Annotated in this window: 18 protein-coding genes and 1 riboswitch; of the genes, 11 read left to right on the top strand and 7 right to left on the bottom strand. The window is 67.8% G+C overall.

Annotated features, from left to right (window positions below):
• Positions 1 to 29 precede the first annotated feature (29 nt).
• Genes AC50X9_RS05935 through acsA form a run of 4 tightly spaced genes read right to left on the bottom strand, consistent with a single transcriptional unit; the run spans position 30 to position 5437 of the window.
• A complete protein-coding gene (locus AC50X9_RS05935; RefSeq protein ID WP_494891307.1) occupies positions 30 to 1526 on the bottom strand; it encodes a dihydrolipoamide acetyltransferase family protein in 1497 nt (498 codons plus the stop codon).
• Complete coding sequence (locus tag AC50X9_RS05930) at positions 1519 to 2499, bottom strand: alpha-ketoacid dehydrogenase subunit beta (protein ID WP_494891305.1); 981 nt, start codon at positions 2497 to 2499, stop codon at positions 1519 to 1521. Before AC50X9_RS05930 ends, AC50X9_RS05935 begins: the two co-directional genes overlap by 8 nt.
• The gene (pdhA, locus tag AC50X9_RS05925; RefSeq protein ID WP_494891303.1) at positions 2496 to 3533 is read right to left on the bottom strand and encodes a pyruvate dehydrogenase (acetyl-transferring) E1 component subunit alpha; all 1038 of its coding nucleotides are present in this window, start codon (positions 3531 to 3533) and stop codon (positions 2496 to 2498) included. The genes AC50X9_RS05930 and pdhA overlap by 4 nt, the downstream gene beginning before the upstream one ends.
• On the bottom strand, positions 3530 to 5437 hold the full coding sequence (acsA, locus tag AC50X9_RS05920) for an acetate--CoA ligase (protein ID WP_494891301.1): 1908 nt from the start codon (positions 5435 to 5437) through the stop codon (positions 3530 to 3532). Before acsA ends, pdhA begins: the two co-directional genes overlap by 4 nt.
• Before the next feature lie 174 nt (positions 5438 to 5611).
• Here acsA and pyrE point away from each other — a divergent pair, with 174 nt between their 5' ends.
• The 4 genes from pyrE (at position 5612) to AC50X9_RS05900 (ending at position 8901) form a co-directional block, all read left to right on the top strand.
• Positions 5612 to 6196: an orotate phosphoribosyltransferase gene (gene pyrE, locus AC50X9_RS05915; protein ID WP_494891299.1), complete on the top strand. Its 585-nt coding sequence runs from the start codon at positions 5612 to 5614 to the stop codon at positions 6194 to 6196.
• A gap of 95 nt (positions 6197 to 6291) precedes the next feature.
• Positions 6292 to 7065 carry a GAF and ANTAR domain-containing protein gene (locus AC50X9_RS05910; protein ID WP_494891297.1) on the top strand — a complete coding sequence of 258 codons (774 nt, stop codon included), beginning with the start codon at positions 6292 to 6294 and terminating at the stop codon, positions 7063 to 7065.
• A gap of 112 nt (positions 7066 to 7177) precedes the next feature.
• Positions 7178 to 7789, top strand: a complete 612-nt coding sequence (locus AC50X9_RS05905; RefSeq protein ID WP_494891295.1) for a hypothetical protein — start codon at positions 7178 to 7180, stop codon at positions 7787 to 7789.
• Positions 7790 to 7857: 68 nt separating this feature from the next.
• Positions 7858 to 8901, top strand: a complete 1044-nt coding sequence (locus AC50X9_RS05900; RefSeq protein WP_494891293.1) for a thioesterase domain-containing protein — start codon at positions 7858 to 7860, stop codon at positions 8899 to 8901.
• A 9-nt stretch (positions 8902 to 8910) separates the two neighbouring features.
• Here AC50X9_RS05900 and AC50X9_RS05895 read toward each other — a convergent pair whose 3' ends face one another.
• Positions 8911 to 9765 (bottom strand): HAD-IIA family hydrolase, encoded by an 855-nt coding sequence (locus tag AC50X9_RS05895; RefSeq protein ID WP_494891291.1) that lies wholly within the window; start codon positions 9763 to 9765, stop codon positions 8911 to 8913.
• A 52-nt stretch (positions 9766 to 9817) separates the two neighbouring features.
• On the opposite strand from AC50X9_RS05895, the gene AC50X9_RS05890 reads away from it, so the two are divergent.
• The 3 genes from AC50X9_RS05890 (at position 9818) to AC50X9_RS05880 (ending at position 12207) form a co-directional block, all read left to right on the top strand.
• The gene (locus AC50X9_RS05890; RefSeq protein WP_494891289.1) at positions 9818 to 10570 is read left to right on the top strand and encodes a TrmH family RNA methyltransferase; all 753 of its coding nucleotides are present in this window, start codon (positions 9818 to 9820) and stop codon (positions 10568 to 10570) included.
• Between the two features lie 186 nt (positions 10571 to 10756).
• Complete coding sequence (gene fbaA, locus AC50X9_RS05885) at positions 10757 to 11776, top strand: class II fructose-bisphosphate aldolase (protein WP_494891287.1); 1020 nt, start codon at positions 10757 to 10759, stop codon at positions 11774 to 11776.
• A gap of 2 nt (positions 11777 to 11778) precedes the next feature.
• Positions 11779 to 12207: a DUF3151 domain-containing protein gene (locus AC50X9_RS05880; protein ID WP_494891285.1), complete on the top strand. Its 429-nt coding sequence runs from the start codon at positions 11779 to 11781 to the stop codon at positions 12205 to 12207.
• 148 nt (positions 12208 to 12355) lie between these two features.
• Here the strand turns inward: AC50X9_RS05880 and AC50X9_RS05875 are convergent, their stop codons facing one another.
• Complete coding sequence (locus tag AC50X9_RS05875; protein ID WP_494891281.1) at positions 12356 to 12988, bottom strand: uracil-DNA glycosylase family protein; 633 nt, start codon at positions 12986 to 12988, stop codon at positions 12356 to 12358.
• A 171-nt stretch (positions 12989 to 13159) separates the two neighbouring features.
• Positions 13160 to 14368, bottom strand: coding sequence for a cobalamin-independent methionine synthase II family protein (locus AC50X9_RS05870; protein ID WP_494891276.1), 1209 nt, complete (start codon positions 14366 to 14368; stop codon positions 13160 to 13162).
• Between the two features lie 12 nt (positions 14369 to 14380).
• Positions 14381 to 14484: riboswitch (SAM riboswitch) on the bottom strand.
• A 280-nt stretch (positions 14485 to 14764) separates the two neighbouring features.
• Between AC50X9_RS05870 and AC50X9_RS05865 the strand changes: the two genes are divergently transcribed.
• The 4 genes from AC50X9_RS05865 (at position 14765) to AC50X9_RS05850 (ending at position 18325) form a co-directional block, all read left to right on the top strand.
• Positions 14765 to 16054 (top strand): adenylosuccinate synthase, encoded by a 1290-nt coding sequence (locus AC50X9_RS05865; protein ID WP_494891274.1) that lies wholly within the window; start codon positions 14765 to 14767, stop codon positions 16052 to 16054.
• A gap of 349 nt (positions 16055 to 16403) precedes the next feature.
• Complete coding sequence (locus AC50X9_RS05860; RefSeq protein ID WP_494891272.1) at positions 16404 to 16889, top strand: hypothetical protein; 486 nt, start codon at positions 16404 to 16406, stop codon at positions 16887 to 16889.
• Between the two features lie 108 nt (positions 16890 to 16997).
• The gene (locus AC50X9_RS05855; protein ID WP_494891270.1) at positions 16998 to 17546 is read left to right on the top strand and encodes an RNA polymerase sigma factor; all 549 of its coding nucleotides are present in this window, start codon (positions 16998 to 17000) and stop codon (positions 17544 to 17546) included.
• Positions 17543 to 18325, top strand: coding sequence for a serine/threonine-protein kinase (locus AC50X9_RS05850; RefSeq protein ID WP_494891268.1), 783 nt, complete (start codon positions 17543 to 17545; stop codon positions 18323 to 18325). The genes AC50X9_RS05855 and AC50X9_RS05850 overlap by 4 nt, the downstream gene beginning before the upstream one ends.
• Positions 18326 to 18428 lie beyond the last annotated feature (103 nt).

Raw genomic sequence — 18428 nt, 5'->3', positions numbered from 1 at the left:
TTTCCTCCCGTTGCACAATCCCGCCTGGTTCACAGTTCCTCCGGCTTCTGCAGCAGCTCGTCGATTCGGGTCAAGTAGCGGCCGCCGCGCAGCCCGTCGCTGACCCGGTGGTCCGCGGAGAGGGTGGCGATCACGGCAGGCCGGACCCCCAGCAACCCGTTCCGCGCCCACGGTTGTTCCATCACCCGGCCGAAGCCCACCATCGCGACCTGCGGGGGATAGATCACACCGAAAACGCTCTCCACGCCCAGATCCCCAAGATTGGTCACCGTGATGGTGGGATCCGCCATCTCGGCCCGCTGCAGCCGCCCGGCCCGGGCGCGGCTGACGAGGTCGCGGAGCTGTTCCATCAGCTCGTCCACGGCCAGGGTGTCCGCGTCATGGATGGCGGGGGCCACGAGGCCGCCCCGGCGCAGTGCGACGGCGACCCCGAGGTGCACGGACGCGCTGGGCCGGAAGCCGCCGTCGTCATCGAAAAAGCCGTTGACCTCCGGTACTTCCCTGGCCGCGAGCGCCGCGGCCTTGAGCAGGAGCGCGGAAGGGACCAGCCGGGAGGCCACCGGCCGTTGCGCGTTGACGGACTGCATCCACTCGACGGCGGCACGCAGGTCAAGGGTGGTGCTGAGGTAGTAGTGCGGGATGGTCTTCTTCGAACGTGACATCAGGGCGCCGATGGCACGGCGCAGGCTCGCGACGCGCTCGCCGGCTTCTGTGGTTTTCCCGGCGGACGGCGCCGCCGGAGAGGGTTCCTCCCGCGCGGGTGCCGTTCCGGCGGTACCGGCCACCGGCTCTGCTGGTGTGGTGGCCGCTGCTGCTGCGGAGGCCGTTGCCGGGGCCGTCGCCGCTGGGGCGCCGGCCCCGGGGACCGCCGCCTCCGCTGGGTTGTCCCGTGGACCTGCCAGCGCGCTGCCCCGGGCGCGCTGCACGTCCGGCACGGTCACGGCGCCGTCAGGTCCGGTTCCGCTGACGTTGGAAAGGTCGACGCCGACTTCGGCGGCGAGCCGCCGGGCCCTCGGGGTGGCCCGCACCCGGCCGGCTGGGGACGGGGCGGCAGCCACGGCGTGCTCCACATCGGCCCGTGTGATGGCGCCGCCCTTGCCGGTGCCGCGGATTTTGGCCGGATCGACGCCCAGCCGGTGTGCCAGGTGCCGCACCGGAGGGGCGACCGGCGGGGCTTCGCCTACGACGGCGGCCTGGGCGGACCCGGACCCGGATCCGGCCGCCCCCACGGCGGCCCCGGCCCGGACCGGGGGAGCGGGAGCCTCCTGCAGCGGTACCCCGACCTCCGCCGGTGTCTGGGTGATGCGGGCCAGCGGGGTCCCGATTGGCACCGTTTCGCCGAGGTCAACGAGCAGTTCCGCGACCACCCCTTCCTGGAACGACTCAACATCCATCACGGTCTTGTCCGTGTCCACGACCGCCACGAGGTCGCCGCGGCGGACGTAGTCGCCGGGCTTGATCAGCCATTCGACGATCTTGCCGTGCTCCATGTCGGCGCCGAGGGAGGGCATCAGGAAATCAGCCACCGGCCCCGACCGCCTGCCCGGCCGCGGTGATGATCCGGTCAACCGACGGGAGGGCCGCGAGTTCCAGATGCTTGGAGTAGGGGATCGGCACTTCGGCGCTGCAGACCCGGCCCACCGGCGCGTCCAGGTCATAAAAGGCGTGCTCGGTGATCCGGGCGCTGATTTCGGCGGAGATGCTGCCGCTGCGCCACCCTTCGTCAACTACGACGGCGCGGTGGGTCCGGCGGACGGAGGCGAGGATGGCGGCCTCGTCGAGCGGCCGCAGGGTGCGCAGGTCCAGCACCTCGGCGTCGATGCCCTCGGCTGCCAGCTGGTCGGCGGCGTCGAGCACCGCGGGAAGCGTTCCGCCGTAGGTAATGAGTGAAAGGTCGTTGCCGGTCCGCCGGATCGCGGCGGTATCGATGTCCACGGGGCCGGCGTCGTCGTCGAGTTCCCCGGTCACGTTGTAGAGCGAGCCGTGCTCGAAGATCAGCACAGGGTCGGGATCCTGCAGCGCGGTCCACATCATGCCGCGGGCGTCGGCCAGGGTGGCGGGGGCGAGGATGCGCAGGCCGGGGATGTGGGCAAACCATCCTTCCAGGCTGTGCGAGTGCTGGGCGCCGAGCTGGCGGCCGGCGCCGGTGGTCATCCGGATCACGATCGGGACATTGAACTGTCCGCCGGACATGTGCAGCAGGCTCGCCGCGTTGTTGACGATCTGGTCCAGCGCCAGCAGGCTGAAATTGACGGTCATGATCTCCACGATGGGACGCATTCCCGCCAGGGCCGCCCCGATTCCCGCGCCAACGAAGCCGGACTCGGAGAGCGGCGTGTCGCGGACGCGTTCCGGGCCGAACTCCTCCAGCAGCCCGAGGCTCACGGCGAAGGACCCGCCGTAGGACCCGACGTCCTCGCCCATCAGGAAGACCCGTTCATCGCGGAGCATCGCGTCCCGGATCCCGGCCCGGAGCGCCTCGCGGTAGCTGGATTTCATCGCGCGTTCCGCCCGCTTTCCGTGGTCGGTCCGCCGTCCCCGCCGCGCTCGCTGTAGACAAACCGGGTGAGGTCCTCCAATGGTTCGAGCGTCCCCGCCTCGGCGAACTCCACGGCGGCGGCAACCTCCGCGTCGGCGTCGGACTGCAGTTGTTCCCACTCCTGGGCGGTGAGCTGGCCGGCGGCCTCCAACGTGGCGCGCAGCAGGTTGATGGGGTCGCGCTGGACCCAGCGGGCGACTTCGGCTTTGTCACGGTACCGTTCCGGGTCGAACATTGAGTGGGCCCGGAAACGGTAGGTGCGCAGCTCCAGGAAATGCGGTCCGCCGCCGGCGCGGACCGCCTCGACGGCGTGGCGGGCGGCGTCTTCGACGGCGACGACGTCCATGCCGTCCACGGCCCACGCCGCGATCTCGTAACTGGCGGCCTTGAGCGCAATGTCCGTCTGGGATTCCGAGCGGCCCAGCGCCGTCCCCATGGCATAAAGGTTGTTTTCGCAGCAGAACAGCACAGGCAACTGCCAGAGCGCGGCGAGATTGAGGCTTTCGTGGAATTCACCTTCCGCGACGGCACCCTCGCCGAAGAAACACACCGTGACGCGGGAACGACCCAACATCTTGTCCGCGAGCGCCATTCCGACCGCGAGCGGCAGGCCGCCGGCGACGATCGCGTTCCCGCCGTAGAAGCGGGTGGCGGCGTCGAACAGGTGCATGGACCCTCCCCGGCCCCGGCAACAGCCCTCGACATGGCCATACATCTCAGCCAGGATCGACCCGGCGGAGACCCCGCGGAGCAGGGCGTGGCCGTGTTCCCGGTACGTGGCGAGGACGGCGTCCTCCGGAGCCAGCGTTTCCAAGACGCCAGCCGCAACTGCTTCCTCGCCGATGTAGACGTGCAGGAAACCTCGGATCTTGGCGGCGCTGTACAGTTCGACGCACTTTTCCTCGAGCCGGCGGACGCGGAGCATCTGCAGCAGCAGGTGGCGGCCGTGGGCCGGGTCCAGGGTACGGGCCGGCGGGTCGAGCGGGCCCGTCATGGCTGCGCCCCCGGAGGTTGGTCGTCCGGTGGGACCGCCTGGGGAAAGCCACCCGGGGTGGGGACCGCCGGTTCCGACACCGGCGGCGCGCCCGCCGTCGCCGAAGGGGTCTCGATGGTGGACGTGTCTCCCTCCGGCAGGCCGAGTTCGCGGGCCTTGAGCAGCCGCCGGAGTATCTTGCCGCTGCGGGTCCGGGGCAGGCTCGGGGTGAAGTCCAGGAGCCGGGGCGCCACTGCCGGGCCGAGCCGTTTGCGGGCGAACCCGATGATGTCCAGCTGCAGCTGCTCGGACGGCTCCCAGCCGGGCCGCAGTTCCACGAAGGCCTTCACCACCTCGCCGGCCACCGGGTCGGGTACCCCGATCACACCGGCTTCGGCCACGGCCTCGTGTTCCATCAGCGAGCTCTCCACCTCGAACGGGCCGATCAAATGTCCCGAGGACTTGATGACGTCGTCGCCGCGTCCGACGAACCAGTAGTACCCGTCGGCGTCGCGCTTGGCGAGGTCGCCCGTGAGGTACCAGCCGCCCGCGAAGCAGCGGCGGTAGCGCTCCTCCTCGTGCAGGTAGCCGCGGAACATCGACGGCCAGCCCGGCCGCAGGGCCAGTTCGCCCACGGTGTCCGGCTCTGCCACGAGGACCGCCTCACCGTCGCGGATAATCGGTTTGTCCTGGGCGTCCCGGGCCACGATGCCCGCCCCGACGCCGGGCAGCGGCCGGCCCATCGAGCCGGGGCGGATCTCGGTGGCCGCGAAGTTGGAGATCATGATGCCGCCGGTTTCGGTCTGCCACCAGTTGTCGTGCACGGGCTGGCCGAAGGCCTGCTGGCCCCAGACGACGACCTCGGGGTTGAGTGGTTCGCCCACGCTGGCGACGAAGCGCAGGGCGGACAGGTCATGGCCCCGGGCGCGGTCCGCGCCGGCCTTCATCAGCATCCGCAGCGCCGTGGGGGCGGTGTACCAGACGGTCACGTGCTGTTCTGCGAGGATCCGGTACCAGCGGTCCGCGTCCATCTCCTCCTCGTCCACGATCGTCGTGACCCCGTGGGTCAAGGGCGCGATCACGCCATACGAGGTTCCGGTGACCCATCCGGGATCGGCCGTGCACCAGTAGACGTCCTCCGGGTGCAGATCCAGCGCGGAGGTGCCGGTCGCGTGGTGGGCGGTCACGGCGTCGTGCACATGGATGGCGCCCTTCGGGGTTCCGGTGGTGCCGGAGGTGAAGTGCAGCAGGGCCATGTCTTCGGCCTGCGTTGCGGCGATCTCGCCGTTGGCCGGCGCCGCGCGCATCAGTGCGGCGAGGTCCAGTGTCCCCGGCTCCGGGTGGCCGTCGGCGTCCGTCAGCAGGACGTGCCGGAGCTCCGGGAGTGCGTCGCGGAGGTGGGCAATCTTTTTGCGGTAGAGGGCCCGGGTGGTCACCAGGGCCCGGCCGGACCCGAGTTGCAGCCGCTGGCGGACCGGTTCGGGACCGAAGGCGGAGAACAGCGGACAGAAGACGCTGCCGTTCTTGAGGGTCCCGAGCACCGCGATGTAAAGCGCCGGGCCACGGCCGGTGAGCGAGAAGACACGCTCGCCGCGGCCGATACCGAGGCCGCGCAACACGCCGGCAAAACGGCTGGTTTGCTCTGCGAGTTCGGCGAAAGTCAGCGAATGGCTGCTGCCGTCGGCCCGGACGAACCGCAGTGCCTCATGCCCGGCGCGACCGCCGGCCGCGTGCCGGTCCACCGCCTCATAGGCGATGTTGACGCCGCGGCCCCCGGGCAGCCCGGACAGTTGGTGGCGGGCTTCGTCCCAGGAAAACGCGGCACACGCAGCGTCATAGTCCACCAGGTTCGGCCGGACCCGGAAGCTGCCGACGTCTTTGCGGATGGCCGGCCAGCGGGTGGAGGATTCCGTTCCTGCCGTCATGATTCCATCGGACTCCTGCCCGGCAGGGGTTCCTAGAGGACAAAGACCCGAGGGGTTTGCCGGCGCAGGGCCCGCAGGGGGCCGCGGGCCCCTGCGGGCACACGCAGGCTGGCGTCCCGACATCAAACGGGCCGGCTGGGGAACCGGTACCGCGAAGCCACTAAACTGGGTCCCATGACTGCCAACAGCGCCCCTGCAGCTGACACCGCTGCCGCCCGAGCCCGCCTGCTTGAACTGATTAAGGAGCTGGCAGTCGTCCGCGGCAAGGTGATCCTCTCCAGCGGTGCCGAGGCCGACTACTACATCGACCTGCGCCGGATCACACTGCACCACGAGGCGTCCAAGCTTGTCGGCCAGGTCATGCTTTCCCTGCTGGACGACGCCGGGATCGACTTCGAGTGTGCTGGCGGGCTCACGATGGGTGCCGACCCGGTGGGCACCGCGGTAATGCATGCCGCTGTGGACGCCGGACGCACCGTGGACGCCTTCGTGGTCCGCAAGGCGCAGAAGTCCTACGGCATGGGCCGCCAGGTTGAAGGCCCCTCGGTCGAGGGCCGCAGGGTGCTGGTGCTGGAGGATACGTCCACAACCGGCGGCTCCGCGTTGACCGCCGTCGAGGGCGTCCGCAAGGCCGGAGGCAACGTCGTCGCCGTCGCCGTGATCGTGGACCGCGACACCGGCGCCAAGGAAAAGATCGAAGCAGAAGCCGGTGTCCCCTACCTCTTTGCTTTCGGCAAGGACGAACTCGGCCTCAACTAGTCGATTCGTCCTTGAGCGGACGCGGGTGGACCGTGGATTGCCCGTCAATTATGATTTCTTGAATATCCGTCTGACCCCTCCGGAGACTAAGCGCCATGCTCCTTCCTGAAGAAATCCTCGGTACTGAACCCGTCGGCACTCTTGACCAGATCCAGAACCTTATTTTGGACAGCGCTGATTTTGAGGACTTTCTCAATGAACTGGCCCGGTTCTCGGCCCACCAAGTGGCAGGTGCCGGCGACGACGCGTTGTGCGGCATCACGCTGCTCCGGGACCGCAAGGCCGCGACCATCGGCTGGAGCAGCGACTCCGCCCGGGAAGTGGATGAAATCCAGTACCGGCTTTCGCAGGGCCCGTGCCTGACGGCGGCGCAGGAGGAGCGCGAGGTCTACGTTCCGGATCTGTTTGACGAGGAGCGCTGGGGACCGGACTATGCCAGTGCGGTCGCCGCGCACGGCCTGCGCTCCGTGCTGTCCGTGCCCTTTCATCTGCAGGGTGAGGCGCAGGCGGCGCTGAACCTGTATTCAGATGTGCCGCACAAGTTCGACGGCGACGTGGCCGCCCGGGCGCGCGGCTACACCCGGGAAATCTCGCAGGCACTGCGGCTCGCCGTCCGCTTTTCGCTGCACGCCGACAGTGCCAGCAATCTCCGGGCCACGCTCGAGTCCCGAACCGTGATCGACATGGCTGTCGGGATTGTCATGGCGCAGAACCGCTGCAACCAGGAGACGGCGGTCAGGATCCTTACGGAAGCGTCCAACAATGGCAACGTCAAGCTGCGGGAGATCGCCGCCTCCCTGGTCCAGTCCGTGGGCGGCGCCGCGTCCCGGACGCACTTCGAGGAACCGGACCGGCGACAGCTCGGCTGAATCCGCAGCGACGGACCGGCGGGCTTGTGCGCATACCCGGCGGCCGCTACGCTGTCTGAGGTTGAGCCGTCGGCCATAGACACCCTCTTTTGGAGTACCTATGGACCAATCGTTGAATGCTCAAGTCAAACTCGACATCGCCACGGATCTCGTCCGGATCGATGTCCGGGGGAGTCTCACCCAGCACTCCCGCCCTACCCTGATGCAGCTGTTCCAGCGCATCCGCCGGTTGGGCATCACATCACACATTCGAGTTAACCTGGGCAGCGCGTCCTTCATTGAATCCGCGGCCCTCGCAGGGCTCCGCAACGACCTCAACGCGCTGGACGGCGCCGCAGCGCTCGTCGACACGGCAGGCGCTTTGCCCAGCTCCGCCGGCGTCTCGCTGGAGCTGAACCCCTTCGTGGAACAGGCCGGCTCCGCGCTGCCGCCGCTTGATCTCTCGGCGGAATTCACCGCGTCCCTTGACCCCTCCGGAACCCGGCCGCTGGCCGTCTACTCCCACGACGAACTGCTGGCTGCCAGCGACTCCGTGTTCGGGCTGCTGGACAATCCGGCGGACATGGCCCGCTCGCAGCTCCGCGCGACCTATGACGAAATCGGCCTTGAGATCAGCCGCCGCGAACATGGCGTCGAATCCGGCCCGGGCGCGGCGGAACTCGAAGCGGCCCAGCCTGCAACCGGCCTCCGCTCCGTAGCAGGCCGGGAGCCGGAACCGGTCTAACGCCCTGTGGCCAAGCCGTTATCCGGCGGCGTTTTCTGTCAGGGTTGGCCGGTGGCTACGGTAGAGATGTGCCCCGTGAGCCGGAAGTTGAGGATGCAGGCGGCGTCGGCGATGCCGACGCCACCCGCGTACTTCAGCATGCCGCCGAACTGAAGAGATTCTCCCGGCGCGCCTTCCTGATCGGCGCAGGCGCCGCCTCGGTCCTGGCGGGCGACATGCTGCTAACCCGGCGCGTGCAGGCCGAGCGGCGGGTCCACAAGATCCTCACGGTGCCTGACGAGACAGCGGAGAAGTATTTCCCCAACGCCAGCTGGTTCCTTTTCCCCGGCTACAAGACAAGCTGGGAGGAGGCCCTGTGGATCCTGAACGCGCTCCGCGGGGCGCTGAACAAGCGTGGCCAGCTCGCCGCCGTCGGATATTCCAATGAGGGCATCGACATTGACCAGATCGTGATCGCCGTGGTCGAGCATGCGCGGGCCCATCAGCTCAGCAAGCTTTACTTCTACGGCCACAGCTTCGGCGGCATGGTGGCAACCCAGGTCGCCGCCCGGATCCGGGAGCTTCATGGCATCGAGGTGGCGTTCATCCTGTTGGATTCCAGCCCGTACAGCAAATTCGACGTGCTGGACCAGAGCTGGTTTGAGGGGGTGGTGTTCCTCTACGAGAGTGGCTACCGGTTCCCCTCGGTGCTGCGCGGCGGCTACGAACTCGGCGAACGGGTGCTGCACAAGGACGAGCGCAGCTGGAGCCAGGTCCTGGACCAGACGCTGGAACAGCTCTCGCCGATCGCGCCCTCCAGCGTGCTCATCCAGTCCGAGTCCGCCTACATCTACCACTTCGATGGCACCCGCTTCGCGGGAAAGCTCGGCGGGACGCGGATGGCCTTTATCGGCAACCCCCGCGACCGGACCGTGGACTACGAGAGCGCCCGGGACTCCTGGACTTTGACCTTCCAGGACAATATGGCATCCGGCTCACTGCGGACCGATGGTGCCCGTCCGGCGCACGCCAGCCCGGGCTGGAACCCGTTCGTCTACCGGCCGGTGATTGAGGAACTGCAGGACGAACTCTTCCCGCTGCCCTCTGGCGGAGGCAGGAAGACCGCCTTCTAGGGTGGTGTCCTAGATCTGGTTCTTCAGGTCGGCCACGGAGTTCAGGATCTGGTTGGGCCGGAACGGGTACGCGGCGATGTCGTCCTTATGCGTGATGCCGCTGAGCACCAGGACGGTGTGCAGCCCCGCTTCCATGCCTGCGATGATGTCGGTGTCCATCCGGTCACCGATCATGGCCGTGGTTTCCGAGTGCGCGTCGATCTGGTTCATCGCCGAGCGGAACATCATCGGGTTTGGCTTGCCCACAATGTACGGCTCCCGGCCGGTCGCCTTGGTGATCAGCGCCGCAATGGCGCCGGTGGCAGGCATCGGACCGTCCTTTGAGGGGCCAGTGGCGTCCGGGTTGGTGGCGATGAACCTCGCGCCGCCCAGAATCAGCCGGATGGCCATTGTGATGGCTTCGAAGGAGTAGGTCCGGGTTTCGCCGAGCACCACAAAGTCCGGGTCCTGGTCGGTGAGGATAAAACCGGCCTCGTGCAGCGCCGTCGTGAGGCCCGCCTCACCGATCGTGTACGCGCGGTTGCCCGAATCCGAGCCTTGGACCTGGTCCTTGAGGAACTGGGCGGTGGCCAGGGCCGAGGTCCAGATATTCTCCTCGGGGATTTCCAGGCCCGAGCTCTTCAGCCGTGCCGCGAGGTCCCGGGGAGTGAAAATGGAATTGTTGGTCAGGACAAGGAAGCGCTTGGAGGTATCCACCCAGCGCTGAATGAGGTCGGCGGCGCCCGGGATGGGCTGGTTTTCGTGCACCAGGACCCCGTCCATGTCGGTCAGCCAGCATTCGATCTCCTGGCCGCTGCGGTACACCGACTTCGATGAGCGCACCTGGTCCGGGTCGTGCCTGTGGTCTGCCTGCTGCTCCGCCATGCTGTCCTCCGCCGATAAGGTGCCGATGCCAGTCCCAGTCTAATGTTGAGTCGTGACTGAACCCGAGATGCCCAGCGAAACCCGTACCGGCGCTTTGACCGCGGAAGGGACCGGGAACGCCGACGGAGCCGTGGCCGAGGCGGAGCCGGAGCCGGAGGCGGGAGCGGGGGCCGAGGCGGGGGCCGAGCCCAAGCCGGAGGTCGGCGTCGGCCCCTGGGAAGGCGAACTGCCGGTGGGCGACCACTGGGACCCGGACCTGCTGGCGGACGGGGACCGGCGCAACGTGGTGGACAAGTACCGCTACTGGAAGCATGAAGCGATCGTGGCGGATCTGGACTCCCAGCGCCACAACTTCCACATCGCGATCGAAAACTGGCAGCACGACATGAACATCGGCACCGTCGTGCGCAGCGCCAACGCGTTCCTGGCCAAGGAAGTGCACATCATCGGGCGACGCCGGTGGAACCGCCGCGGGGCCATGGTCACCGACCGCTACCAGCACATCCGCCACCACCCGACCGTCGCGGACTTCGTTAGCTGGGCGGACGGGGAGGGGCTGGCGATCATCGGCATCGACATCTTCCCGGACTCGGTTCCGCTGGAAACCTACGAACTGCCCAAGGACTGCGTGCTGGTGTTCGGCCAGGAGGGCCCGGGACTGTCCCCCGAGGTCCATGAAGCGGCCGTGGACACCCTGTCGATCGAGCAGTTCGGCTCCACCCGCTCGATCAACGCCGCCTCGGCCGCGGCCATCGCTATGCACGCCTGGATCCGCCGGCACGGCTTCAACCAGCTCCCGGGGTAGCGGGCCGGGCCAGCCGCCGGAGCGGAGGCGCCCAGGGGGCCAGCAGCGCGTAAGCGTGCGATATTACAGGTCCGGCGTGACCGGAAACACTGCCCGGCGCCGGGAATGGCTAGGATGGTTCGTAGCCGACGAGGTTCACTCCAGGGTCAACCCAGCCCGCAGACGAAATTCACTTTAGGAGTCAGCATGCCCATTGCAACCCCAGAGATCTACTCCGAGATGATCGACCGCGCTAAGACGGGCGGCTTCGCGTTCCCCGCCGTCAACGTCACCTCCTCCCAGACCCTTAACGCAGCCCTCCGCGGCTTCGCCGAGGCCGAGTCCGACGGCATCGTCCAGGTCTCCACCGGCGGCGCCGCGTACTGGTCCGGCGCCTCCACCAAGGACATGGTTGCCGGTTCGCTCGGCTTCGCCGCGTTTGCCCGCGAAGTCGCCAAGAACTACGGCGTCAACATCGCCCTGCACACCGACCACTGCCCCAAAGACAAGCTCGACGGCTTTGTCCTGCCGCTGCTGGCAGCCTCCGAAGCCGAGGTCAAGGCCGGCCGCAACCCGCTCTTCAGCTCCCACATGTGGGACGGCTCGGCCGAGACCCTCCCCGAGAACCTGCGCATCGCCCGCGAACTGCTCGCGCGCACCGCTGCTGCGAAGATGATCCTCGAAGTCGAGATCGGCACCGTCGGCGGCGAGGAAGACGGCGTCGAGAACGCCATCAACGACAAGCTCTACACCACCGTCGAGGACGCCCTCGCGACCATCGAGGCCCTCGGCTCCGGCGAGAACGGCCGCTACATCACGGCGCTGACCTTCGGCAACGTGCACGGCGTCTACAAGCCCGGCGGCGTCAAGCTCCGCCCGGAAATCCTCAAGGACATCCAGGAGCAGGTCGGCGCCAAGATCGGCAAGGCCAACCCGTTCGACCTGGTCTTCCACGGCGGCTCCGGCTCCTCCGAGAAGGAGATCGCCGACGCCGTCTCCTACGGTGTGATCAAGATGAACATCGACACCGACACCCAGTACGCCTACACCCGTCCCGTTGCCGACCACATGTTCCGCAACTACGATGGCGTGCTGAAGGTCGACGGCGAGGTCGGCAACAAGAAACTGTACGACCCCCGAGTCTGGGGCGCCTCTGCCGAGGCCGGCCTCGCGGCCCGCGTCGTGGAAGCTGCCCAGCAGCTCGGCTCCACCGGCAAGACGTTCTAAGCATGTCGGACGAATTCCGCAAGAACCTGATGGGCCCTGAGCCCACGCTGCTGCCCGCCGAGACCGAGGTCTGCGCGGCGCTGGAGGCCGGCCAGGAAGCCCTGGACCTGGTGGAAAAGCACCCGACGTCCTCGCTGCTCTGGGCCGTCCTGGCCGAGGAAGCGTGGAAAGAGGGCCGGACCATCGACTCGTACGCCTACTCCCGCGTCGGCTACCACCGCGGCCTGGACTCGCTGCGCCGCAACGGCTGGCGCGGCGTCGGGCCCATCCCGTGGGAGCACGAGCCCAACCGCGGTTTCCTGCGCGCGCTGTATTCGCTGGGACGCGCCTCCGCGGCGATCGGTGAGGCCGAGGAGCCGGAGCGGATCGAGAAGTTCCTCAAGGACTCCGACCCCACCGCCAAGGCCGCCATCGAAGCGGAAAAGCGCTAACCGCCACGGCACCAGGAACCAACGCGGGGTCACTTCCGGCCCATTCCACGCCCTGGGATGGGCCGGAAGTGACCCCGCGTTGTTGGTTAAGTTCGACGGCGGGCGTCCACCAGAAGGTGGGCGCCCGCCGTCGTCGGTGCGGGAAAAGTCAGCTGGTCTTGGCCAGACCGGTGCGGGCCATCGCGTCCGCGTAGACGGTGCCCATTTCGTCGAGGTACTGCTCCTGGCGGGCAGGGGTGCCGGCGAAGGCGCGGCCGCTGAGCGAGCGGACCTTGTAGGTCTTGAGGCCGCGGCGCCAGATCATCGGCACCTCGGTCTTGAGGAGCAGGTTCGCGAGGCGGTTGGCCTCGGTGCCGTGAGCCACGATCACAGAGGCGCGGGGCACCACGGCGAGGAACTTCAGCAGCGGCTTCAGGCCCGCGGAAATCTGGTCGGGCGTGAACTTGCCGTTCGGCTCGCCCGGGACGTACCAGGGGTGGACGTTCCACGGCATGACGTACTCGGGGCGCAGGCCCAGCTTCCAGTGGACGCCGAGCAGGCGGGTGGCGGCTTCGTCGTCCCCGGCGGTGATGAAGCCTGACTCATCCTCGGTCCCGATGTTGGAGAAGAGGCTGATGATGCGGCACTCGTCGATGTCGTGCATCGGATCCACGTAGGGGACATTCATGCCAGCTTTGGTTGCCTGCAGCGTGTCGCACAGCTCGTTGACGGCTGCGACGCTAGGTTCATAGCGGCGGCTCAGAAGCTGTTCGCGGGAATTTTCAGTGGCCAAGGCTGTCATATGTTGCTGAGTCTCCTGCGGGTTTGGTGAAGCTGCCAGACCGTACGTGGGCACGCCAAGCACCGGGTACTTAAGTACGGTGTGGTTTGAAAATGTGGTGTGGACCGATTCCTGGTCGATCCTTACTAGTCTATCAAGCCCTGCGAAATGCCGTTCCCGCGCGAGGGCTTGCTACCAGAGCCGCGCCGAGGCGCGGCGGGCGCCTTCCCCCAAAGATTCCAGCTTGGCAAAGGCAATTTGGGGGTGCACCCGGCCGCCGAGACCGCAGTCTGTGGATGCAATCACATTTTCCCGGCCCACCAATTGGGCGAAGCGGACGATCCGGTCAGCGACGAGGTCCGGGTGTTCAACGACGTTGGTGGCGTGGGAGACCACGCCGGGGATGATGACTTTTCCGTCCGGGAGCCTGGTGTCCTCCCAGACGCGCCATTCATGCTCGTGGCGGACGTTGGCGGCCTCGAAGGAGTAGCCGCCCGCATCGACCTGCAGCACCGAGTCGATGATGTCGGCGAAGGGGATATCCGTGGTGTGCGGGCCGTGCCAGGAGCCCCAGCAGACGTGCAGCCGGATCTGGTCTTGCGGGAGGTCGCGCAGGGCCCAGTTGGTGGCCTCGACCCGGAGCTGGATGAAGTTGAGGTAGTCGGCCAGGCTTGGTTCCGGGTTGATCTGGTCCCAGCTCTCGGCCAGCGAGGGATCGTCGAGCTGGACCGTGAGCCCGGCGTCGATGATCGCCTTGTATTCCTCCCGCATGGCGTCGGCGCAGGCGTAGAGCAGCTCCTCATCCGTCTTGTAGTACTCGTTGGCGACGCGGGCGCAGGAGCCGGGGGACAGGGAGGCGACGAAGCCCTCGGACAGCCCGGCCGCGGCCATACCCGTCTTGAGGTTGGCGATGTCCGAGCCTACGAGGGCCTGGCCGGTGTAAGTCAGCGGTCCGGCGATCTTCGGCTGCGTGACGCTCTTGCGGTGCGCCAGGATCCCGGAGGACGGATCGGTGTAGGCGTCGTTGAACTTCTGCCGGTCCCGCCGGTCCGGGAAAGTGGTCAGGACGATGTTGCCGGGGGTGGAGCGGTGCACCGCGGCGTCTGCCCAGCGGTCCACCTCCGTGGGCTCAAGCCCGCCGAGCCGGCTGAAGGAGTAGTTCCACCACGCGCCGTAGTCCACCGAGCTGGACATTGTGTGCCCGTATTCGCCGTCGTTGGCGATCTCGATGCCGAGGTCTTTCTGGCGCTGCACGATGTCCACCACGGAGGTTTCCAGCAGGTCCAGGAATTCGGGGGTGATGCCGTCCACTTCCTTGGCCTCGTTCGCCGCGATCAGCTCAGGGGTGCGGGGCAAAGAGCCGGCGTGGGTGGCGCGGATATGGTCGGTGTTCTGCTGCATGGGGGTGGTTCCTTTCCATCGGTCCTGGCGGTAGCACCGTTGCCGTCACAGGGGGAGTGTCCGGCAGGTTGCTGCGGCGTCAATGGTCCAGGTCCCTCGGCCGCTCGGGATGGTCAACTCTTACTAAATTCCACCACGGAGACCCACGCAAGTCCGCGCGCCGAAGTTTCGCTGGCTGGACACCGGGTCATCACCGTAGCGGCCCGCAAAGTCCATTGGATGGCCAAATGGGTTGCCGCCACGGCTATCGGCTAAACTTGGGTGGTAAGAGCCCCGGACTCTGGCGTTGATGGTAAGAGCACAGCGGTAGATTCGGGGCATTCTCATGAACGGCGCCCGGCTCCGGATCACTCAGGTGAATCCGGAACCCGGCCCGAACGAATGGGGGAGGATCCCATGCCAGCAATCGTGATCGTCGGAGCCCAATGGGGCGACGAAGGCAAAGGAAAAGCCACTGACCTGCTTGGTGGCCGAGTCGACTACGTCGTCAAGCCCAACGGTGGCAACAATGCCGGGCACACCGTCGTCGTAGGCGGTGAGAAGTATGAGCTCAAGCTCCTTCCGGCCGGCATCCTGAGCCCCAACGCCATTCCGATCATCGGCAACGGCTGCGTGGTGAACCTCGAGGCGCTGTTCCAGGAGATCGACGGACTGGAAGCCCGCGGCGCGGACACCTCCAGGCTGCGCATCTCCGCCAACGCCCACCTCGTGGCGCCCTACCACCAGGTCCTGGACAAGGTCACCGAGCGGTTCCTCGGCAGCCGCGCCATCGGCACCACCGGCCGCGGCATCGGCCCGGCCTACATGGACAAGGTGGCCCGCCTCGGCATCCGCGTCCAGGACGTCTTCGACGCCTCCATCCTGCGCCAGAAGGTTGAAGGGTCGCTGCGGCAGAAGAACGAACTCCTGGTCAAGGTCTACAACCGCCGCGACATCGAGGTGGATGAGATCGTGGAGTACTTCCTGTCCTTCGCCGAGCGTCTCCGTCCGCTGGTCATCGACAGCACCTTTGTGCTGAACACGGCACTGGACGAGGGCAAGGTGGTCCTGATGGAGGGCGGCCAGGCCACGTTCCTGGACGTCGACCACGGCACCTACCCGTTCGTGACCTCCTCGAACCCGACCGCCGGCGGCGCCTCCGTGGGCTCCGGCATCGGCCCCACCCGGATCTCGCGGTCCATCGGCATCATCAAGGCGTACACCACCCGTGTCGGCGCCGGCCCGTTCCCCACGGAACTCTTTGATGAGATGGGCATGTACCTGCAGAAGACCGGCGGCGAGTTCGGCGTCAACACCGGCCGGCCGCGCCGCTGCGGCTGGTACGACGCCGTGCTGGCGCGGCACGCCTCGCGGGTCAACGGCTTCACGGACTACTTCGTCACCAAGCTCGACGTGCTCACCGGCATCGAACAGATCCCGGTCTGCGTGGCCTACGACGTCGACGGCGTCCGGCACGATGAAATGCCGATGACGCAGACCGAGTTCCACCACGCCAAACCGATCTTCGAGCACTTCGAGGGCTGGGCCGAGGACATCACCGGGGCCCGCACCCTGGACGACCTCCCGGAGAACGCCCGGAACTACGTGCTGGCGCTTGAGAAGCTTTCCGGCACACGCTTCTCCGCGATCGGCGTTGGCCCGGACCGCGACCAGACCATCGTGATCAACGACCTGATCAACGACTAGTACTGCCCGGGGCGGATGCTCATTCCGGCGCGCGACGGCGGCGGGTCACCTGAAAGGGTGGCCCGCCGCCGTCGCCGTTAAGCCGCTGTTCCCGCTCCGCGAAGGCGCCTCCGAAGAAAGTTCCGGGTGGTGCGTAACCTTTCGGGGCCGGCCGGCGATTACTCCTTTGTAAGCGTCGCCGGATGATGGACCCCCCACCAGGAATCCGGCCGGCCTTCCACTGTAAGTGCAGGCCGGCGCCTCGCCCCCGTGCGGCGCCGGCCGGCCCTCCACAGATAGCGCGGGCTGTTGACTGCCCCTATACGGCTTCAGCCGGCTACACACAAAAAACAAAGGATGTACGTTTCTTATGCAGAGTGTTAGCAAGACCACCAAGATTGCTGTCAGCGCCGCCATTATCGCCGTCGGCGGTTTTTCCGGCGTCGGCCTGGCCAACGCGGCCCAGGTTTCGAGCACCCAGCAGGCTGAAGTGACCCCCGCTACGCCCGCCGTCCCGGCAACCCCGACGGTTCCGGCGACTCCCGAGCTTCCCGCCGCGCCGGCGGTTCCGGCCGTCCCCGCCGTTCCGGCCGCCCCGTCCGTTGATGGTTCCGCCGAGGGCGACGCTGGCGCCGAGGGCACCGAAGGATCCGTCGAGGGTACCGTCGACGCCGACCAGGACGGCGTCTCCGCCGAAGCTGCGGCCAACGCCACGGGTGCTGCCCAGGCCAAGGCCCACGCCGGCGTGACCGTCGCGGTTCCGGCTGTTCCCGGTGCGGAAGGTGTGCCGGCTGTTCCCGCCACCCCGGCCGTGCCGGCCCTGCCGTCGGACAAGCTGCCTGAGCTCAACAAGTAGGCACTGAGCTCAACAAAGCAGGGACTGGGCGCCTCTACGGAGGCGCCCGGGGGTGCGGCCGCTACACTTGCAGGGCCGCACCCCAGCAGCAACCGGAAGGACAGCCACTTGGCAGGACAGCTCAGCGATGACGAATTGTCAGCCGCCTTGGCGGGCGAGCCATCAGGATTCAGCGCTGTCTACGCGAGCATTTCACCTGCGGTGTTCGGTTACTTCCGGGCCCGCGGGGTGGACGACGCCGAGGCGCTGACCCAGGATGTCTTCGTCGATGTCCTGCCGAAACTGGCCAAGGTGACCGGGGGCCGGAACGGCCTGCGGACCTTCATTTTCTCCGTCGCCCACGCCCGGCTGGTGGACCACCACCGGCGGGCCGAACGCACGCCGTACCTGGCCGAATACGACCCCCTGGATGACACCCGGTACGCCCCTTCCGCCGAGGACGAGGTCCTGGGTTCGCTGGGCGGCATTACAGCTTCTCTCTCCCGGCTCAACGATGAGCAACGGGAAGTCCTGGTCCTGCGGATCGTCGCGGACCTCTCGATCGAACAGGTCGCCCGTATCATGGACAAGTCGCCGGGTGCCATCAAGCAGCTTCAACGACGCGGGCTCAGTGCCCTGCGCGAACTCGTCACCGAAAAGGACCACGCAGCATCATGACCGGATCCCACGAACCCCAGCAGGATGGCAGCATCCAGACAATGCTCCGTGATTCCGGCCTCGAAGCAGCCACCGAGCTCCGCAGTTCGCTCGAAGAGCTCCGCTCCATGGTCCCCGACCGGGCCCCTGCGCCCCGCGCCGACCTCGCGGCGCTGCTGGCCGTGGGTTCTTCCGCGGGATCTGGCGCCACCGCAGCCGGTACTTCCACTGACACGACGACGGCGAAGTCCACCCTCGCGTCGGCGCCGGGTTCCGCCGAGGAGGCGCTGCCGGCAGGCGTTTCGAGCCTGGCCGAGCGCCGCGGCCGGAAGCGCCGGCTGGCGATCGTCGGCGGCGCTGTCGTAGGTGCCATGACCCTCGGGGCCGGCGCCGTGGCAGCCTCCGGCGAGGACTTCCGGGCCAGTGTCAGCCACGCCGTGGGCGTCGTCTTCCAGCCGTCCGGCGGTGCACCGGATTCGGCTCCGCAACCGGTCGGACCCTCACCGGCGCATATCCCGGCAGCTCCCGTGCCGTCGATTCCGGCTGCCACCACCCCGCCGACTGCCGATGGCGCGGCTGCGGCTCCCGGATCCGCTGCTGAGGTTCCTGCTACGCCCGGCGCGGCGGCCACTCCGTCCGCTATTGGACGGGACGGGGTTCTTCCGACGCCGCCACACCGCCCTGTCACACCGGGGATCCCCGGTCTCCAGGGTCCGGGCGAGGACCGCAGTCTTCCCAAGGCTCCGCTGCCGGTGCCGACCCTTCCGGGCGTGCTCCCGGAGCTCCCCGGCAAGCCCTAATCCGCCCCGAGCCCGGCGTTGGGCGTCGCGGTCCCGGTCGCGGCCAGCCCTGGTCCGCCCCTGGCCCGGCGGCGGTCGCCCCAGTCGCCGGTAACGTGCCGGT

The organism is Pseudarthrobacter sp. HLT1-3 (assembly GCF_059383535.1).
Note: the sequence above shows the minus strand (reverse complement) of the source record. Positions and strands in the feature narration are given on the sequence as shown.

What these genes read in the sequence shown, in the direction of transcription:
- AC50X9_RS05930 (WP_494891305.1), bottom strand. Translation starts at nt 2,499, where the DNA reads ATGAAATCCAGCTACCGCGAGGCGCTCCGGGCCGGGATCCGGGACGCG.
- pdhA (WP_494891303.1), bottom strand. Translation starts at nt 3,533, where the DNA reads ATGACGGGCCCGCTCGACCCGCCGGCCCGTACCCTGGACCCGGCCCAC.
- acsA (WP_494891301.1), bottom strand. Translation starts at nt 5,437, where the DNA reads ATGACGGCAGGAACGGAATCCTCCACCCGCTGGCCGGCCATCCGCAAA.
- pyrE (WP_494891299.1), top strand. Translation starts at nt 5,612, where the DNA reads ATGACTGCCAACAGCGCCCCTGCAGCTGACACCGCTGCCGCCCGAGCC.
- AC50X9_RS05910 (WP_494891297.1), top strand. Translation starts at nt 6,292, where the DNA reads ATGCTCCTTCCTGAAGAAATCCTCGGTACTGAACCCGTCGGCACTCTT.
- AC50X9_RS05895 (WP_494891291.1), bottom strand. Translation starts at nt 9,765, where the DNA reads ATGGCGGAGCAGCAGGCAGACCACAGGCACGACCCGGACCAGGTGCGC.
- fbaA (WP_494891287.1), top strand. Translation starts at nt 10,757, where the DNA reads ATGCCCATTGCAACCCCAGAGATCTACTCCGAGATGATCGACCGCGCT.
- AC50X9_RS05880 (WP_494891285.1), top strand. Translation starts at nt 11,779, where the DNA reads ATGTCGGACGAATTCCGCAAGAACCTGATGGGCCCTGAGCCCACGCTG.
- AC50X9_RS05875 (WP_494891281.1), bottom strand. Translation starts at nt 12,988, where the DNA reads ATGACAGCCTTGGCCACTGAAAATTCCCGCGAACAGCTTCTGAGCCGC.
- AC50X9_RS05870 (WP_494891276.1), bottom strand. Translation starts at nt 14,368, where the DNA reads ATGCAGCAGAACACCGACCATATCCGCGCCACCCACGCCGGCTCTTTG.
- AC50X9_RS05865 (WP_494891274.1), top strand. Translation starts at nt 14,765, where the DNA reads ATGCCAGCAATCGTGATCGTCGGAGCCCAATGGGGCGACGAAGGCAAA.
- AC50X9_RS05860 (WP_494891272.1), top strand. Translation starts at nt 16,404, where the DNA reads ATGCAGAGTGTTAGCAAGACCACCAAGATTGCTGTCAGCGCCGCCATT.
- AC50X9_RS05850 (WP_494891268.1), top strand. Translation starts at nt 17,543, where the DNA reads ATGACCGGATCCCACGAACCCCAGCAGGATGGCAGCATCCAGACAATG.